Below are 16,016 nucleotides of genomic sequence, written 5' to 3'. Positions count from 1 at the left end.
CCGCAGGACAGGCCGGCCAGCATCAGCTCCAGCCGCTGGGCGCCGCCCTTTTCGGGGATGGCGAGCGCCGAGAAATCGGTATCCGGCAGCGCCTCGGCCGGGCGCAGCGTCCCGGCGGCGGTGCTTTGGCGCCGGTAGAAGGCGTCGAGGCCGAGCCCGGCCACCAGCCCCGCCGCCGCCTGGCAGCCGCGGCAGCAGAAGCGGCCGGCCTCGCTGCCCAGGACCCCGCTGCTCAGCGCGGCGCCGCAATGGGCGCAGGCCGCGGCGGTCTCGGCGGGGGCCAGCAGGGTCACGGCAGCACCAGCCGCCGGCGCAGGTCGAATTCGCGGCCGCCCGGCCCGGTCATCACCAGCCGCGCTTCCCACTGCCCGGGCCGCGGCACCGGGAGCGCCGCGCGGAACCGGCCCTCGCCCTGCGGCGTGAAGGCCAGCGGCAGGGTCGTGGCCTCCAGCGGCCGCAGCAGCACGCCGCGCAGCGAGCCCGGAACGGCGCGGCCGTCGCGGTCGGTGACGCTGACCGCCAGGCTGCCATCGGAGGCCAGGCGGACATCGCCCTGCCAGCCCAGCGCCGCTTGGCGCGCGTTCTCGGCCAGCACGTCGTTGTAGGCGAGGCCGCGGTCATAGGCCTGGCCCTCGGTGACGCCGGTGAAGGTGGTCAGCGCCGAGACGATCAGCACCCCGTTCACCGCGATCACCAGCAGCATGCCGCCGACGAAGACCCAGGGGATCCAGCCGCTGCGGCGTTCGGATGCAAGCGCGGTCATGGCGAGCCTCTTTCAGGGGCGAGGAAGACGCTGGATTCGTCGAGCTGCACCCGGCCCGCGGCGTCGCGCAGGCGGAAGCGGAGGGGGGTGCTGGCGGCGACCGGCCGGCCGGGCGGCAGGCTGACCAGCGCGCGCCATTCGGTGGTGCCGTCGGGGGCCAGGCGCAGCCGGGGGTGCCCGGCCTCGTCCAGCGGGGCTTCCTGCACCAGCAGCTGGAAGCCGGGCGGCGCCACCAGCTCCAGCGCCAGGGCCGGCTCGGCCAGGCGGCGATTGGCCAGCTTCAGCGTGTAGCCGTTGCGGATGCCGCCATCGGAGAGGCGCACATAGAGCGGCGCCCGGTCACGCAGGACGGACAGCGTCGCCGTCTCGCGCATCAGGAAGGCGCCGAGCATCACCGCGGCGACCAGGCCCAGCACGCCGGCATACATGACGCTGCGCGGCCGGGCGAAGCGCACCGGGGCGCGCGCCTTCATGCCGCAGAGCTGCCGCACCGGGCCGGGCGGCATGCCCATCGTCGCGGCGTCGCTGGCGGCCAGGTTGGCCAGGGTCTCGAAGGCGACCAGGCCGGGCGGGCGCTGCAGCTTGTGCATCACCTCGTCGCAGGCATCGATGCACAGCCCGCAGCCGATGCATTCCATCTGCTGCCCGTCGCGGATGTCGATGCCGGTCGGGCAGGCATGCAGGCAGGCGCGGCAATCGACGCAGTCGCCGATGCCGGCGGCGCGGGCCTTGCCACGGGGCTCGCCACGCCAGCCGCGATAGGTGACGACCAGCGACTGCTCGTCCAGCATGGCGGCCTGGAAGCGCGGCCAGGGGCACATATAGGTGCAGACCTGTTCCCGCGCCCAGCCGGCCAGCAGATAGGTGGTGCCGGTGAACAAGGCGAAGAAGACATAGGTCTCCAGCGAGGCGCTTCCGGTCGGGATGGCGACCACCCCCTGCCGCGCATCCTGGAAATAGAAGACGAAGGCGCCGCCGGTGGCCGCCGCGATGACGATCCAGGCGGCGTGCTTCAGCGCCTTGCGCAGCGCCTTGTCGCGCGAGATCGGCGCCGCGTCGCGCTTGATCCGCGTGTTGCGGTCGCCCTCGATCCAGCGCTCGACAAGAAGAAAGAGATCGGTCCAGACGGTCTGCGGGCAGGCGAAGCCGCACCAGACCCGGCCGAACAGGCTGGTCACGGCGAAAAGCCCGATCGCCGCCAGCACCAGCGCGCCGGTGAGGAAATAGATTTCCTGCGGCCAGATCTCGATGCTGAACAGGAAGATCCGGGCATTGGCGACGTCGACCAGCACGGCCTGGTTCGGCAGTCCGGGACCACGGTCCCAGCGCAGCCAGGGCAGCAGGTAGTAGAGCGCCAGGCAGGCGGCCAGCATCGCCCATTTGAAGCGGCGCACGGGACCGCGCACCGCCTTGGGATAGACCTTCTGATGCGCGGCATAGAGGGAAACGTTGCCGCTTCCCTCGGGCTTGGCGCGTGGCAGGGCGACGCGGCCCATGATGCGCTACTCCGCCTCGCCGCCGCCGAGGGCGTGGACATAGACGGCGAGCATCTTGATCACCGCCGTGTCCAGCCGCTGCCCCCAGGCCGGCATGACGCCGACGCGGGCATAGGCGATGCTCTGCACGATGGCGCGCTTGTCGCCGCCATAGAGCCAGACCTGGTCGGCCAGGTTCGGCGCGCCCATCTCGCGATTGCCGGTGCCGCGGTCGCCATGGCAGGCGGCGCAATTCTCGGCGAAGAGCGCGGCGCCGCGGGCCGCCGCCGCGCGGTCGGTGGCGCGGCCGGACAGGTCCAGCACATGCTCGGCGACGTCGTTCACCTGCGACGCCTTCAGCATGCCGTCGGCCAGGAAGCGCGGCATCATGCTGGTCCGCGCCTGATCGTCCTCCGGCGTGCGGATGCCGTGGCGGATGGTGGCCTCGATGGCGGAGAGGCTGCCGCCCCAGAGCCAGTCGTCGTCGGCGAGGGACGGAAAGCCGCCCGGCGCGCCCTGCCCGCCGGCGCCGTGGCAGGCGGCGCAGTTGTTGCCGAAGGCGACGCGGCCGCCGGCCATGGCATAGGCGCGCAAGGCCGGCTCGCTGCGGATCTCTTCCAGCGTCGCCTCGCGGATGGCGGCGAGCCTCGGCTCCTGCTCGGCGGCGTGGCGCGCCAGCTCCTCGCCGATGGAGCCGCGCGCGGTCCAGCCGGTCAGGCCGGTGCTGAAGGGCAGCGCCGGATACAGCACCACCCAGAGCGCCGCGAAGGCGATGCAGGCATAGAAGCTGTAGAGCCACCAGCGCGGCAGCGGCGTGTTCAGCTCGCGGATGCCGTCCCATTCATGGCCGGTGGTCTCGCGGCCGCTGACGGCGTCCTTCTCGGGGGTCGAGGCCATGTCACAGGCTCCGCTTGGGAGGCGCCGGGGGCGCGTCCTGCAGGGGAATATCGGCCATCGCCTGGTAGGCGCAGCGGCGGCCCGGCCGCAGCACCCAGACCAGGATGAAGCCGAACAGAAGGAAGAACCACACGACCCAGGCGGCCTTCAGCACGGGATAGGCTTGGAAGAGGTCCATGATCTGCCCTCCCTCACTGCTGCCGCACGCGCTCGGGCGTGACGTCGCCGAAGCGCACCAGCGTGCCGAGCATCTGCAGATAGGCGACCAGCGCATCCATCTCGGTCACCGTCCGGCCGTCGCCGTCGAAGGCCGATTGCCGCGCATTGGCATAGCGGCCCGCGAAGCCGGCGGGGTCCATCTCCGGCCGCGCCTGCGCCTCGAGGTCGGCCGCCGCATTGGCGATCATGGCGTCGGTGTAGGGCACGCCGACGGCGCGCTGGCCGCGCAGCGCGGCGGCGATGTCGCGATAGTCGAGCGGCCGGTCGAGGAAGGCATAGGGCGGCATCACGCTTTCCGGCACCAGGTCGCGCGGGCTGCGCAGATGCGCCGAATGCCAGTCGTCCGAATAGCGCCCGCCGACGCGGGCCAGGTCCGGCCCGGTGCGCTTGCTGCCCCATTGAAAGGGATGGTCGTAGAGGCTTTCGGCCGCCAGGCTGTAATGGCCGTAGCGCTCCGCCTCGTCGCGGAAGGGGCGGATCATCTGGCTGTGGCAGGTGTAGCAGCCCTCGCGCACGTAGATGTCGCGGCCCGCGAGCTCCAGCGGCGTGTAGGGGCGGATGCCCTCGACGCGCTCGATCGTGGTCTCCACGGCGAAGAGCGGCACGATCTGCACCAGCCCACCGATGGAGACGGTGATCAGCGACAGCACCCCCATCAGGATCAGGTTTTTCTCGATCAGCGCGTGGCTGAATTTCTTGAACATCTTTTCGGCCCTCACTCGGCCGCAAGGGGCTGGGAGGCGGGCAGCGCGGCGGGGGCGGGCCGCACGGTGCGCCACAGGTTGTAGGCCATCAGCACGGCGCCGCTGAGGTAGAGCACCCCGCCGAGCATGCGGATGACGTAGTAGGGATGCATCGCCGCCACGGTCTCGACGAAGCTGTATTGCAGGAAGCCCATGGCGTCGTAGCTGCGCCACATCAGCCCCTGCATGATGCCGGAGACCCACATCGCGGTGATGTAGAGGACGATGCCGAGCGTCGCGATCCAGAAGTGCCATTCGGCCAACTTCTTTGAATAGAGCTCGGTCTTCCCCCAGAGCCTGGGGACCAACCAATAGAGCGCGCCGAAAGTAATAAAACCGTTCCAGCCGAGGGCGCCGGAATGGACGTGGCCGATGGTCCAGTCGGTGTAATGCGACAGCGCGTTGACCGCCTTCACCGACATCACTGGCCCTTCGAAGGTGGCCATGGCGTAGAAGCCGACGGCGGCGACCGAGAAGCGCAGGCCGGGATCGGTGCGCAGCTTGTCCCAGGCGCCCGACAGCGTCATCAGCCCGTTGATCATGCCGCCCCAGGACGGCATCCACAGCATGATGGAAAACACCATGCCCAGCGTCTGCGCCCAGTCCGGCAGCGCCGTGTAGTGCAGGTGATGCGGCCCGGCCCAGATGTACAGGAAGATGAGCGACCAGAAGTGGACGATGGAGAGGCGGTAGGAATAGACCGGCCGCTCCGCCTGCTTCGGGATGAAGTAGTACATGATGCCGAGGAAGCCGGCGGTCAGGAAGAAGCCCACCGCGTTGTGGCCATACCACCACTGGATCATCGCATCCTGCACGCCCGACGCCAAGCCATAGGACTTGGCATGGCCGATGGTCAGCGGCAGCGCCACGTTGTTGCCGATATGCAGCAGCGCGACGGTGATGATGAAGGCCAGGAAGAACCAGTTGGCGACGTAGATATGCGGCTCGGCGCGGCGCAGGATCGTGCCGCCGAAGGCGACCAGATACGACACCCAGACGACCACCAGCCAGAGATCGACATACCACTCAGGCTCGGCATATTCCTTGCCCTGGGTGACGCCCAGCAGATAGCCGACCGCGGCCATGACGATGAAGAACTGGTAGCCCGCGAACAGGAACCAGCCCATCTCCTCGCCGCCGAACAGCCGCGCGCGGCAGGTGCGCTGCACGACATAGAGGCTGGTGCAGAGCAGCGCATTGCCGCCGAAGGCGAAGATCACCGCGCTGGTGTGCAGCGGCCGCAACCGGCCGAAGGTCGTCCATTCCAGGTCGAGGTTCAGCAGCGGAAAGGCCAGCTGCGAGGCGATGACCACCCCCACCAGAAATCCGACGATGCCCCAGAAGATCGTCGCCACCGCCATGGCGCGGATCGGGCCGTCCACATAGCTGTCCTGCCGCCAGCCGCCTGCCGCGGCGAGGCGCAAGGCCTGGCCTCCATCGGGCATCGCTTCCATTCTCCGGTCTCGGGGGGATCCGCCCCCGGCGGGCGCGGCCGGGCCCAGTGAAGGCATTGGGGCCGGTCTCGCGCGATTGCCCGGAAAGAAGCGCAACGACGCCGCCGCGTCCTTGATGCGGATCAAGTCGCGCAGCGCGCCGCCGCGCTAAGCCTGCCGCATCGGGAGGAAAGCCTGCATGACCTCAGCCACGGCGCCGCGCCGGGTGGCGCATGACCGGCCCTGGGCCTGGCTCGCCGCTGGCTGGCGCGATCTCTGGGCCGCGCCCGCGGTCGGCCTGGCCTATGGGCTGGCGCTGGCCGCCGGCGGCTGGACGCTCGCCTTGCTGGCGCAGCGCGCGGCGACGCTCTGGGCCATCCTGCCCGCGACGGCCGGTTTTCTGCTGATCGCGCCCCTGCTGGCCGCCGGCCTCTACGAAGTGTCCCGCCGCCGCGCCCAGGGCCTGCCCACCGACGTCCGCGCCATCCTGTCCCGCCTCGCCGAGCGCGGCACGCAGCTGGGCTTCCTCGGCGGCGCGCTGCTGCTGCTGCACCTGTTCTGGCTCCGCCTGGCCGCCCTGGTCTTCGCGCTGTGCCTGGGCACCGACTTCGCGCCACCCATCGATGGCCTGCCGCTGGCGATGCTGCGCGCCCCGGGCCTGATGCCCTTCCTGATCCTCGGCACCGGCAGCGGGCTGCTGCTGGCCGCCCTGGCCTTCTGCACCGCCGCCTTCGCCGCGCCCATGCTGCTGGACCGCGACGTCTCGGCGATCGAGGCGATCATCGCCTCCTGGCAGGCGGTGCTGCGCAACCCTCGGCCCATGGCGCTCTGGGCCGGGCTGATCGTGCTGTTCACAGGGTTGGCGCTGGTGCCGTTCTTCCTGGGGCTGGCGGTGGCCATGCCTCTCGTCGGGCATGCGACGTGGCATGCTTATGCAGACGTCTTTTCAGAGGAACAGGATTCCTAGAGAAGGCAAAGACAGGCCAGGGGAATGAATTCCCCTGGACCCCATCTTTTTTCTGTCTGTTGGCCGTTTGACGACCAGCGCTCAAACGGCACCGACACCAGGGCATCACGGCGGGACGCCAAATATGAAAACAGCGCGCCCTCAAAGGTCGCGCTGCCACCGGGCCGTTTCACGTACCGTCCCCACGTGGACACGGCAGTCACCCCAGAAAGAAGATGGGGGTCTGGGGGAATTCATTCCCCCAGCCTGCTTCAGACGCTTCTCTGAAAACCCTTACCGCATCGGCGGCGCATACTGCAGGCCGCCCTTCGTCCAAAGGTTGTTGATCCCCCGCTGCACGCCCAGCGGCGTGATGTTGCGGTCCCAGACTTCGGCGAAGTTGCCTTGCTGGGCGATCAGCTTCACCGCCCAGTCCGGCGCCAGGCCCAGCATCTTCCCCAGGTCGCCGCTGGCGCCCATGAAGCGCTGGATGTCGGGGTTGGTGTTGGTCGCGAAGCTCGCCACGTTCTGGCTGGTGATGCCGAGCTCTTCCGCCGTCAGCTGCGCGAAATGGGCCCAGCGGACGATGTCGAAGAACTTCCAGTCGCCCTTGCGCACCACGGCACCCAGCGGCTCCTTCGAGATGATCTCGGGCAGCAGCAGGAAATCGGCCGGCGTGGTCTGCGTCGCGCGGAACGAGGCCAGCGAGGATGCGTCGTTGGTATAGGCGTCGCAGCGGCCGGCCAGGAAGGCGGTGCGGATCTCTTCGACGCTCTCGATCACCACGGGGGTGAACCTCATGCCGTTGCTGCGGAAATAATCCGACAGGTTCAGCTCGGTGGTGGTGCCGGGCTGGACGCAGACGGTGGCGCCGTCCAGCTGCCTGGCCGAGGTGACGTTGGAGGACTTCTTCACCATGAAGCCCTGGCCGTCATAGAAGTTGATGGTGGCGAATTCGAAGCCAAGCGAGGCCTCGCGCGACAGGGTCCAGGTGGTGTTGCGCACCAGCATGTCCACCTCGCCCGACTGCAGCGCGGTGAAGCGGTTCTGCGAGGTGGTGTTGATGAAGCGCACCTTGTTCGCGTCGCCGAAGATGGCGGCGGCGACCGAGCGGCAGCTGTCGGCGTCGATGCCGCGATAGACGCCGCTCGCATCGGGCAGGCTGAAGCCGGCGACATTGCCGGCGACGCCGCAGTTCAACGCGCCGCGGGCGCGGATGGCGCCGACGGTGTCGGCGGCGGGCTGGGCGGCGGCCGGCGCGGCCAGGCCGAGGGCGGAGGCGAGGGCCAGGCCTGTGGCCCCAAGGGCGGCCGAAAGGGCGGAACGCGTCACGGTTGCTCTCCCAGTTCTGGCCCGGCGCGGCGCCGGGGAAGCCCAGAGTGTCCGGGAGCGCATCGACCCCGCGCAAGCCGCATGTGATGACGGATTCAGCATCCGAGACCATCAACGCCCATCGTTCAGGCAAGCGCGTTTGCCGTTGCCTGTTTTGCGGACATATATCTGCCAGGGCCTTGCACAGGAAGATGATGGCGCTGCATTACGCCTTGGGGCTGTGGCCAGGACTGCTGCGGTGCAATGCTGGGGCGCGGCGCCGGGCGCTTGTCGCCCTGGCCCCATCCCTGCATTGCCTGCCCCTCCCGGCGCCCCTGCCGACATCCCGGACCGCCCTCCCCATGCCTGCCTGGCTACCCCTGCTGCTCGGCTTCCTGACGGCTATCGGGCCGCTCTCGACCGACATGTACCTGCCTGCCTTCCCCGCCATCGAGCGCGACTTCGGCGCCCCGCACGGCTCCGCCGAGCTGACCCTGGCCGCCTGGTTCCTGGGCCTGGCCGTCGGCCAGCTGGTGCAGGGCACGCTGGGCGACCGCCTCGGGCGGCGGCGGCCGCTGATCGCCGGGCTGCTGGTCTATCTGCTGGGCACGGTCGGCTGCGCGCTGTCGACCGACATCCAGAGCCTGGCGATCTTCCGCTGCATCGCGGCCTTCGGCGGCTCGGCCAGCATGGTGCTGCCGCGTGCCGTGGTGCGCGACATCGCCGACGGCCATGCGGCGGCGCGGCTGATGTCGAAGCTGATGCTGGTGATGGGCGCGGCGCCGATCCTGGCGCCCAGCCTGGGCGGGCTGATGCTCGCCTTCGGCGGCTGGCGGCCGATCTTCTGGTTCGGCGCCTGCTATGCAGCGCTGTCGGCGACGCTGGTCTGGCGCTTTCTGCCCGAGACCCTGGCGCCCGAGCGCCGGCTGCGCCTCGGCCCCCAGGCGCAGCTGCTGCGCTACCTGCAGATCCTGCGCGACCGCAGCTTCACCAGCCATGTGGCGATGGGCTGCGCCAATATGTTCCTGATGTTCGCCTATGTCGGCGGCTCGGCCGCGGTCTTCGTCGGCATGTTCCGACTGGAGCCCGCGACCTTCGGCATCCTCTTCGGGATCAATGCGGCGGGCTTCATCCTGGGCTCGCAGCTGAACCCGCCGCTGCTGCTGCGGCTGGGCGCGGACCGGCTGCCGAAGATCGCGACGCGGGTGATCCTGGGGGCGGCGGCGGTGCTGGCGGCGATCGCCTTCGCCGGGCCGACGCATTGGGCGATGCTGCTGCCGCCGCTTTTCGTCTGCATGATGTTCAGCGCCTTCGTCATGCCCAATGCCGCGGTGGGCGCGTTGTCCCGCCAGGCGGCGCAGGCGGGCTCGGCCTCGGCGCTGATGGGCACGCTGCAGTTCAGCGTCGCCGGCACCAGCGGCATCCTGCTCAGCCATTTCGCCGACGGCACGGCGCGGCCGATGGCGGTGCTGATGCTGCTGGGCGCCCTCGGCGCCGTGGTCGCCGAGGGCTACCGCCGCCGCTAGCCCTTGGGCGCCGGCTTCACCGCGTCGAAGCTGGTCTTCACCACGACGAATTGCGGCCCCGGCGCCGCGATGATCGCCGGGATCTTCTTCAGTTCCTCGGCGGTCTGGATATGGGTGACGGTGGCGCCATAGGCGGCGCCCATCGCCAGGAAGTCGGGGTTCGAAAAACCGGTGCCGGTGGTGCGGCCCGGAAACTCCCGCTCCTGGTGGATGCGGATCGAGCCATAGACGCCGTTCTCCGCCAGGAACAGCTTGATCGGCAGGCGCCGCTCCAGCGCGACCGCCAGCTCCGAGCCGGTCATCAGGAAGCCGCCATCGCCGACGCAGCAGACCACGGTCCGCCCGGGCTCGCGCAGCGCCGCGGCCACGGCGGCGGGGACGCCGAAGCCCATGGCGCCCGAGATCGGCGCCAGCAGCCGCTGCGGCGGGGCGAAGGGGACGATGCGGTAGCAGGGGGCCGCGAAGCTGCCCGCATCCAGCGTCAGGATGGCATCCTTCGGCAGCGCCGCGCCGATCGCCGCCGCCACCGCCTCGAAGGCCAGGCCGTCGCTGACCTCGGGCAGCCGTGGCGCCACGATCTTGGCCCGTTCCGCCCCCAGCCGCTCCACCCAGCCGCGGCGGGCACCCGGCGGCGGGCGGTCCGGCAGGCCGACCGCATCGAGAAAAGCGCCGGCCGGGCAGGCCAGCGCCAGCGACGCCGGGAAGATTGGCCCGATGGCGTCCGGGTCGGCATGGACGTGCACCAGCCGCTGCCCGGGGACCGGGAAGGAATAACCCTGGCTGTTGATGTCCGACAGCCGGGCGCCCAGCGCCAGCACCAGGTCGGCCTGGCCCAGCGCTTCCATCTGGCTGGCCGGGTTCGACAGCCCCATATCGCCGGCATAGAGCCGGTGCCGGTTCGGCAGCAGGTCCTGGCGGCGGAAGGTGACGAGGGCCGGCAGCTCCCAGGCCTCGATGAAGCCGAGCAGCGCCTCGCGCTCGCCAGGGGCCGCGATGCCGCTGCCGGCCAGCAGCACCGGGCGCTCGGCGGCGGCCAGCCAGCCGCGCAGCCGGGCGAGCGCATCGGCCGGCGGCGCCGCCACCACCGGCGCCTGCGGGCCGGGCACCGGGTTGGCGCAGGCGGCGTTCAGCACGTCCTCCGGCACCGACAGCACCACGGGGCCGGGCGTGCCGGTGGTCGCCACCTGCAGGGCGCGGCGCAGCGTCTCGGCGGCGCGGGACGGGTCGGTCAGCTCGGCGACCCATTTCGCCACGCTGCCGAACATCTTGCCGTAGTCGATCTCCTGGAAAGCGTCGCGCCGCAGGTCGGCCGCCGCCACCTGGCCGATGATGAGAAGGAAGGGCACGCCGTCCTGCTGCGCCGTGTGCAGGGCGATGGCGGCGTTGCAGGCGCCGGGGCCGCGGCTGACGGCGGCGACGCCCGGGCGGCCGGTCAGCCGCGCATCGGCGAGCGCCATGAAGCCGGCGCCCGATTCATGCCGGCAGACCACGGTGTCCATCGCTGTGCGGTCATGCAGCGCGTCGAGCAGGCCGAGATAGCTCTCCCCCGGCACGCAGAACAGCCGGTCGATGCCCTGCGCCAACAGGGCCTCCACGATCATCTCGCCCACGGTCATGCGCCGTTCCCTCCGTTTTTTCTGGAGGGCAGTCTGGCCCGGCTGCCCCGGCCCGCGAAGCGCCGGGGCGCGGAAAGCAGCTATCCGCCGGGCTTATAGCCGGGGCGTCAGAAGTGCCTCGTCATGAACAGCAGGTCGAGCCAGCGCCCGAACTTCTGGCCGGTCTCCTTCAGCACCCCGGCCTCGACGAACCCCTCGCGCTTGTGCAGCGCGATGGATGCGGCGTTGCCGGCCTCGATGGCGGCGACCATGACATGCACGTCGCCGGCTTTTTCCGCGCGCGCGACCAGCGCCGCCAGCAGTTGCCGCCCCAGCCCTCGCCCCTGCGCCGCCGGGTCGACATAGACCGAATGCTCGACGGTGGCCGCGAAGCCGGCGAAGGGCCGGAACTCGCCATAGCTCGCAAAACCCTGCACCACCCCGTCCAGCTCGGCGACCAGCACCGGCCGCCCGGCGCCCTGGCGGTCGCTCAGCCAGCCGCGCCGCGCCTCCAGTGTCGTCTCCTGCACGTGCCAGACCGCGGTGGTCTCGCGGATCGCCTGGTTGATGATGGCCAGCAGGCGCGGCAGGTCGGCTTCCCCGGCGTCGCGGATCAGCAGGGTCTCGGTCATGGGCAGCGGGCCTCGCGGGGCGGTCATGCCGCGCATCATCCATTATGTTGGAAGTATGTCTACACTTACCGGCCCGCAGCCCGTTGACCGGGGCAGCCCGCCGGCTCAGTTTCGCCCGCCTTCGGCACCGGACCAAGCAACAAGGAAACCGCCATGCGCCAGGACATCCTGGAGGAGATCAAGGGCTTCGAGGCGGAGCTCATCGAGATCCGCCGCGACATCCACCGCCACCCCGAGACCCGCTTCGAGGAGGTGCGCACCGCCGGCATCGTCGCCGCCAAGCTGCGCGAATGGGGCCTGGACGTCGCCGAGGGCATCGGCGGCACCGGCGTGGTCGGCACGCTGAAGGGCAGCCGCCCCGGCCAGCGCGCCATTGGCCTGCGCGCCGACATGGATGCGCTGTTCATCCAGGAGGAGAACGAGTTCGAGCACGTCTCCACCATCCCCGGCAAGATGCATGCCTGCGGCCATGACGGCCACACCGCGATGCTGCTGGGCGCGGCCAAGTACCTGGCGCGGAAGCCGGATTTCGCCGGCACCGTGCAGTTCATCTTCCAGCCCGCCGAGGAGGCCGGCACCGGCGCCGACGCCATGCTGAAGGACGGGCTGTTCGACCGCTTCCCCGTCGACAGCGTCTACGGCATGCACAACACCCCCGGGCTGGCCGTCGGCCAGTTCGCGACGCGCCCCGGCCCGATCCTGGCCGGCGCCGATTTCTGGGGCGTCGAGTTCCACGGCACCGGCGGCCATGGCGGCGCCGCGCCCCACCTGGCGACCGACGTCACCGTGGTGCTGGGCCATTTCCTGCTGGCCGTGCACACCATCCTGCCGCGCAACCTGAAGCCCACCGAAAGCGCAGCACTTTCCGTCGGCCATGTCAGCGGCGGCACCTTCGGCTCGCCCAACGTCATGCCGGCCAAGGCCGTGGTGCGCGGCACCGCGCGCTACTTCCGCCCCGAGGCCCAGGCGATGATCCGCCGCCGCCTGCAGGAACTGGCCGAGACCCTGGCCAGCGCCCATGGCTGCACCGCCAGCTTCACCTATGACGTGCTGTGCCCGCCCACGGTGAACGCCGCCGAGAAGGTGCCGGTGGCCAATGCCGCCGCCGCCGCCCTGGTCGGCGAGGCCGCGGTCGGCGAGTTCCCGATGAGCACCGGCGGCGAGGACTTTGCGTATATGCTGCAGAAGAAGCCGGGCGTCTTCATGCGCATCGGCAACGGCATGAACGCCGACGGCAGCTTCCACAACGTGCACACGCCGAAATACGACTTCAACGACGAGGCCCTGGCGCTGGGCTCCGCCTATTGGGCGAGCCTGGTGCATGAAGAGCTGGGCTGGACGCAGGACGACCGCGCATGACCATTTTCTCGAAGATCACCGGCGCCGTCCTCGGCGCCACCCTGCTGGCCGGCACCGCCGGGGCGCAGACGCTGTCCATGGCGGTCTCCGCCCCCCCGGCCAGCATCGACCCGCAATACTACACCCTGACGCCGAGCATCATGCTGTCCGCGCATATGTTCGAAGGCCTGGTGCAGCGCGACGAGAACGCCCGGCTGCGCCCGGCGCTGGCGGCCTCCTGGCGCCTGGTCGACGACACCACCTGGGAGTTCAAGCTGCGCCCGGGCGCCACCTTCCACAACGGCGCGCCGGTGACCGCCGAGGACGTGGCCTATTCCGTCGCCCGCGTCCCCACGGTGCAGAGCCCGAGCTCCTTCGCCGTCTACACCCGCGCCATCACCGGCGTGGAGGTGGTCGACGCCGAGACCATCCGCTTCAAGACCGCCTCGCCCTATCCGCTGCTGGCCAACGATCTGGCGACGGTCTTCATCATGCCGCGCAGCCTGGGCGCCGGCGTCGCCTCGGCCGCCTTCGCCAGCGACAAGGTGGCGATCGGCAGCGGCCCCTTCCGCTTCGTCTCCTACGCGCCGAACGACCGCGTGGTGATGACGCGGAACGACAGCTACTGGGGCACCAAGCCGGAATGGCAGCGGGTCGAGTACCGCATCATCACCAATTCGGGTGCCCGCGTCGCCGCCCTGCTGTCGGGCGATGTCGCGATGATCGACAATGTGCCGACGCAGGACCTGGGCAAGCTGCGCACCGACAGCCGCATCACCATCGCCGAAGGCACCAGCCTGCGCCTGATTTTTCTCGGGCTTGACGTCTTCCGGGATGGCGCCACGCCGGACGTGACGGGCCCGAACGGCGAGGCATTGGACAAGAACCCCTTGCAGGACCACCGCGTCCGCGAGGCGCTGTCCATCGCCATCAACCGCCAGGCCATCGCCCAGCGCGTGATGGAGAATGCCTCTGTCCCCACCGGCCAGTTCATGCCGCAGGGCGCCTTCGGCTACGACCCCTCGATCGCCGTGCCGCGCTACGACGTCGACCGCGCCAAGAAGCTGCTGGCCGAGGCCGGCTACCCCAACGGCCTGACCATCACGCTGCGCGGTCCCAACGACCGCTACGTCAACGACGCGCAGATCCTGCAGGTCGTGGCGCAGATGTGGGCCCGCATCGGCGTCAAGACCGCGGTCGACGCCCAGCCGCTGGCCACGCTGATCGGCCGCCTCAACCGCTTCGAGGCCTCGGCCTATCTGCTGGGCTGGGCCAACAGCACCGGCGAGCCCTCGACCTCGCTGCGCTCCATCCTGGGCGGGCGCGGGCCGAACAACGGGCTCGGCCTGTCCAACTACGGCCGCTACGCCAATGCCGCGGTCGACGAGATCACCGCCCGCGGCCTCGCCACCATGGATGACGGCGCGCGCGAGAAGCTGCTGCAGGAAGCCATGCGCACCGCCATGCAGGACGTCGCCATCGTCCCGCTGCATATCCAGAAGTCGGTCTGGGCCACGCGCCGCGGGCTGACCTACACGCCGCGCGTCGACGAGCAGACGCTGGCGCAGGAAGTCAGGACGGCGAAGTAAGCAAGCAGGAAGGCCGGGGGGAGGAATTCCCCCGGTCCCCCATCTTGTTTCGGTTGTTCAAAGCCTGAAGCGCTTGCGGATCCGCTCCAGCACCTTCTCGCGGCGATGCCGCTCCACCATCGCCTCCATCAGCCGGTCGCCCCGCGCCACGAAAGCCTCCCGCGCCGCCGCATCGGCCGGCCGCCGGCCCAGCGCCGTCTTCGCCGCGGCATAATCCCGCGTCAGCCGCGCCACCACCGCCTCCCAGGACTGCAGCTCCTCCGTCGCCCGCCAGATCGTCTCCCTCTGCACGGCTGGGTGGCTGAGCGGCATGGCGATCTCCCGCAGGCACCGGCACGCCTGGATTGACAGGCCGGGTGGCAGGACAAGCTCAACATGAAGAAATTTTAATGTCGAGTGACGAACTGTGGCGCGCTCGGAACGGGTGCTGTCTCCGCTTGCGAGCTTCGCGCCGCTGCCGGCCTTGTCCGAGCCGAGGTCGCGGACCAAAGCGGGATCGGTCCCTTATCGCAATCACCGGCGCGTGATAGCGCAGACCCAAGGCGGATCGGTATCCGGGGATGCTGGCGCCTCTGACGGACGGAAGGTCACCATGGCGTCCTACACCACGCTCTACTACTACCAGGTCGGGTATGATGGCGGCAGCAACCAGTGGCTCATCCTGTCGGCCGCCACCGCCTCGACCAGCACGGCGGATGATGGGACCGGCGACAGCAGCTTCGACCTCGGCGACTACATCACCGTCCAGAACAGCAGCCTCGACGATCCGACGCTCGAATATCTCGGCCATTCCGGCGACGGCTGGATCGGTCATACCGCCGATATGATGGGTCGCGACGACACCTATTTTCTGTCGAATGACGGCAGCCTGGCCCTCAACACGCCCATCAGCCCGTTCAGCACCGCCGCGATGACCGTCTGCTTCCTGGCCGGCACCGCCATCGCCACGCCCGGCGGCCCGCGCGCCATCGAGACGCTGGCCATTGGCGACGCCGTGCTGACCGCCGCGGGCGAGGCCCGCCCGATCCGCTGGATCGGCCGCCAGAGCGTCGTCGCCGTCTTCGCCGACCCGGCGCGCGACGTCCCGATCCGGATCCAGGCCGGCGCCCTGGCCGAGAACCTGCCGCAGCGCGACCTCTATGTCTCGCCCGACCATGCCCTGGCGCTGGACGGGCTGCTGGTCCAGGCCGGCGCCCTGGTCAATGGCGGCAGCATCCGCCGTGTCGCCGCACCGGCGCCCCGCTTCACCTACTTCCACATCGAGCTCGACGACCACGCGCTGATCCTGGCCGAGGGCGTGGCGGCGGAGACCTTCGTCGACAACGTCACCCGCCGCCGCTTCGACAACCACGCCGACTATGTCGCCCGCTACGGCGCGGCGGCCGCCGCGACCGGCGAGCTGCCGGCGCCGCGCGTCAAGTCGTCGCGCCAGCTGCCCGCCGCGCTGCGCGCCCGGCTGCAGGCCCGCGCTGACCTGCTGCGGCCGACGGCCGCCGCCGCATGATCACGGGCTGGCGGGGGCGCATCGCCATCCCCGCCAGCCCGTGAT

Annotated in this window: 16 protein-coding genes; 5 read left to right on the top strand and 11 right to left on the bottom strand. The window is 70.3% G+C overall.

Translation table 11 applies throughout. The annotated features are described in order from the left end of the window. The 7 genes from BKE38_RS25305 to ccoN all read right to left on the bottom strand — a co-directional run. Positions 1-293 (bottom strand): heavy metal translocating P-type ATPase metal-binding domain-containing protein (locus BKE38_RS25305; protein ID WP_207553675.1); only part of this gene is annotated, 293 nt, incomplete at its 3' end. Beyond that, positions 290-763, bottom strand: coding sequence for a FixH family protein (locus tag BKE38_RS25300; RefSeq protein WP_076959988.1), 474 nt, complete (start codon positions 761-763; stop codon positions 290-292). The genes BKE38_RS25305 and BKE38_RS25300, both read right to left, overlap by 4 nt. Then, the gene (gene ccoG / locus BKE38_RS25295) at positions 760-2,259 is read right to left on the bottom strand and encodes a cytochrome c oxidase accessory protein CcoG (protein ID WP_076959987.1); all 1,500 of its coding nucleotides are present in this window, start codon (positions 2,257-2,259) and stop codon (positions 760-762) included. The genes BKE38_RS25300 and ccoG overlap by 4 nt, the downstream gene beginning before the upstream one ends. A gap of 6 nt (positions 2,260-2,265) precedes the next feature. After that, the gene (ccoP, locus tag BKE38_RS25290; protein ID WP_076959986.1) at positions 2,266-3,135 is read right to left on the bottom strand and encodes a cytochrome-c oxidase, cbb3-type subunit III; all 870 of its coding nucleotides are present in this window, start codon (positions 3,133-3,135) and stop codon (positions 2,266-2,268) included. Position 3,136: 1 nt separating this feature from the next. Continuing rightward, positions 3,137-3,313 (bottom strand): cbb3-type cytochrome oxidase subunit 3, encoded by a 177-nt coding sequence (locus BKE38_RS32405; protein WP_076959985.1) that lies wholly within the window; start codon positions 3,311-3,313, stop codon positions 3,137-3,139. Positions 3,314-3,326: 13 nt separating this feature from the next. Further along, on the bottom strand, positions 3,327-4,058 hold the full coding sequence (gene ccoO, locus BKE38_RS25280; RefSeq protein ID WP_076959984.1) for a cytochrome-c oxidase, cbb3-type subunit II: 732 nt from the start codon (positions 4,056-4,058) through the stop codon (positions 3,327-3,329). An 11-nt stretch (positions 4,059-4,069) separates the two neighbouring features. Further along, complete coding sequence (gene ccoN, locus BKE38_RS25275) at positions 4,070-5,542, bottom strand: cytochrome-c oxidase, cbb3-type subunit I (RefSeq protein WP_076959983.1); 1,473 nt, start codon at positions 5,540-5,542, stop codon at positions 4,070-4,072. Positions 5,543-5,729: 187 nt separating this feature from the next. Here ccoN and BKE38_RS25270 point away from each other — a divergent pair, with 187 nt between their 5' ends. Continuing rightward, positions 5,730-6,497: a DUF2189 domain-containing protein gene (locus tag BKE38_RS25270; protein ID WP_076959982.1), complete on the top strand. Its 768-nt coding sequence runs from the start codon at positions 5,730-5,732 to the stop codon at positions 6,495-6,497. A 273-nt stretch (positions 6,498-6,770) separates the two neighbouring features. Here BKE38_RS25270 and BKE38_RS25265 read toward each other — a convergent pair whose 3' ends face one another. Further along, positions 6,771-7,808 carry an amino acid ABC transporter substrate-binding protein gene (locus BKE38_RS25265; RefSeq protein WP_076959981.1) on the bottom strand — a complete coding sequence of 346 codons (1,038 nt, stop codon included), beginning with the start codon at positions 7,806-7,808 and terminating at the stop codon, positions 6,771-6,773. A 341-nt stretch (positions 7,809-8,149) separates the two neighbouring features. On the opposite strand from BKE38_RS25265, the gene BKE38_RS25260 reads away from it, so the two are divergent. After that, on the top strand, positions 8,150-9,313 hold the full coding sequence (locus BKE38_RS25260) for a multidrug effflux MFS transporter (protein WP_076959980.1): 1,164 nt from the start codon (positions 8,150-8,152) through the stop codon (positions 9,311-9,313). On the opposite strand, the gene BKE38_RS25255 is transcribed toward BKE38_RS25260, so the two are convergent. Together BKE38_RS25255 and BKE38_RS25250 are read right to left on the bottom strand one after the other, a co-directional pair. Next, positions 9,310-10,929, bottom strand: coding sequence for a thiamine pyrophosphate-binding protein (locus tag BKE38_RS25255; RefSeq protein ID WP_076959979.1), 1,620 nt, complete (start codon positions 10,927-10,929; stop codon positions 9,310-9,312). The two genes, BKE38_RS25260 and BKE38_RS25255, sit on opposite strands and share 4 nt — an antisense overlap. Positions 10,930-11,036: 107 nt before the next feature. Beyond that, positions 11,037-11,567: a GNAT family N-acetyltransferase gene (locus BKE38_RS25250; protein WP_278247647.1), complete on the bottom strand. Its 531-nt coding sequence runs from the start codon at positions 11,565-11,567 to the stop codon at positions 11,037-11,039. A gap of 126 nt (positions 11,568-11,693) precedes the next feature. On the opposite strand from BKE38_RS25250, the gene BKE38_RS25245 reads away from it, so the two are divergent. Beyond that, complete coding sequence (locus BKE38_RS25245) at positions 11,694-12,899, top strand: amidohydrolase (protein ID WP_076959978.1); 1,206 nt, start codon at positions 11,694-11,696, stop codon at positions 12,897-12,899. Beyond that, entirely contained in the window at positions 12,896-14,467 is a 1,572-nt protein-coding gene (locus BKE38_RS25240; RefSeq protein ID WP_076959977.1) for an ABC transporter substrate-binding protein, read from the top strand. The genes BKE38_RS25245 and BKE38_RS25240 overlap by 4 nt, the downstream gene beginning before the upstream one ends. A 57-nt stretch (positions 14,468-14,524) precedes the next feature. Here the strand turns inward: BKE38_RS25240 and BKE38_RS25235 are convergent, their stop codons facing one another. Further along, entirely contained in the window at positions 14,525-14,779 is a 255-nt protein-coding gene (locus BKE38_RS25235) for a hypothetical protein (RefSeq protein WP_076959976.1), read from the bottom strand. Between the two features lie 280 nt (positions 14,780-15,059). On the opposite strand from BKE38_RS25235, the gene BKE38_RS25230 reads away from it, so the two are divergent. Beyond that, the gene (locus BKE38_RS25230; RefSeq protein ID WP_076959975.1) at positions 15,060-15,971 is read left to right on the top strand and encodes a Hint domain-containing protein; all 912 of its coding nucleotides are present in this window, start codon (positions 15,060-15,062) and stop codon (positions 15,969-15,971) included. The last annotated feature ends 45 nt before the right edge of the window (positions 15,972-16,016 follow it).

Origin of the sequence: Teichococcus deserti, from assembly GCF_001982615.1 — a bacterium.
Classification (GTDB): domain Bacteria; phylum Pseudomonadota; class Alphaproteobacteria; order Acetobacterales; family Acetobacteraceae; genus Pseudoroseomonas; species Pseudoroseomonas deserti.
Note: the sequence above shows the minus strand (reverse complement) of the source record. Positions and strands in the feature narration are given on the sequence as shown.

Excerpts from the sequence above, each read along its gene's own strand:
- BKE38_RS25300 (WP_076959988.1), bottom strand. The coding sequence starts at position 763 with ATGACCGCGCTTGCATCCGAACGCCGCAGCGGCTGGATCCCCTGGGTC.
- ccoG (WP_076959987.1), bottom strand. The coding sequence starts at position 2,259 with ATGGGCCGCGTCGCCCTGCCACGCGCCAAGCCCGAGGGAAGCGGCAAC.
- ccoP (WP_076959986.1), bottom strand. The coding sequence starts at position 3,135 with ATGGCCTCGACCCCCGAGAAGGACGCCGTCAGCGGCCGCGAGACCACC.
- BKE38_RS32405 (WP_076959985.1), bottom strand. The coding sequence starts at position 3,313 with ATGGACCTCTTCCAAGCCTATCCCGTGCTGAAGGCCGCCTGGGTCGTG.
- ccoO (WP_076959984.1), bottom strand. The coding sequence starts at position 4,058 with ATGTTCAAGAAATTCAGCCACGCGCTGATCGAGAAAAACCTGATCCTG.
- ccoN (WP_076959983.1), bottom strand. The coding sequence starts at position 5,542 with ATGCCCGATGGAGGCCAGGCCTTGCGCCTCGCCGCGGCAGGCGGCTGG.
- BKE38_RS25270 (WP_076959982.1), top strand. The coding sequence starts at position 5,730 with ATGACCTCAGCCACGGCGCCGCGCCGGGTGGCGCATGACCGGCCCTGG.
- BKE38_RS25260 (WP_076959980.1), top strand. The coding sequence starts at position 8,150 with ATGCCTGCCTGGCTACCCCTGCTGCTCGGCTTCCTGACGGCTATCGGG.
- BKE38_RS25255 (WP_076959979.1), bottom strand. The coding sequence starts at position 10,929 with ATGACCGTGGGCGAGATGATCGTGGAGGCCCTGTTGGCGCAGGGCATC.
- BKE38_RS25250 (WP_278247647.1), bottom strand. The coding sequence starts at position 11,567 with ATGACCGCCCCGCGAGGCCCGCTGCCCATGACCGAGACCCTGCTGATC.
- BKE38_RS25245 (WP_076959978.1), top strand. The coding sequence starts at position 11,694 with ATGCGCCAGGACATCCTGGAGGAGATCAAGGGCTTCGAGGCGGAGCTC.
- BKE38_RS25240 (WP_076959977.1), top strand. The coding sequence starts at position 12,896 with ATGACCATTTTCTCGAAGATCACCGGCGCCGTCCTCGGCGCCACCCTG.
- BKE38_RS25235 (WP_076959976.1), bottom strand. The coding sequence starts at position 14,779 with ATGCCGCTCAGCCACCCAGCCGTGCAGAGGGAGACGATCTGGCGGGCG.
- BKE38_RS25230 (WP_076959975.1), top strand. The coding sequence starts at position 15,060 with ATGGCGTCCTACACCACGCTCTACTACTACCAGGTCGGGTATGATGGC.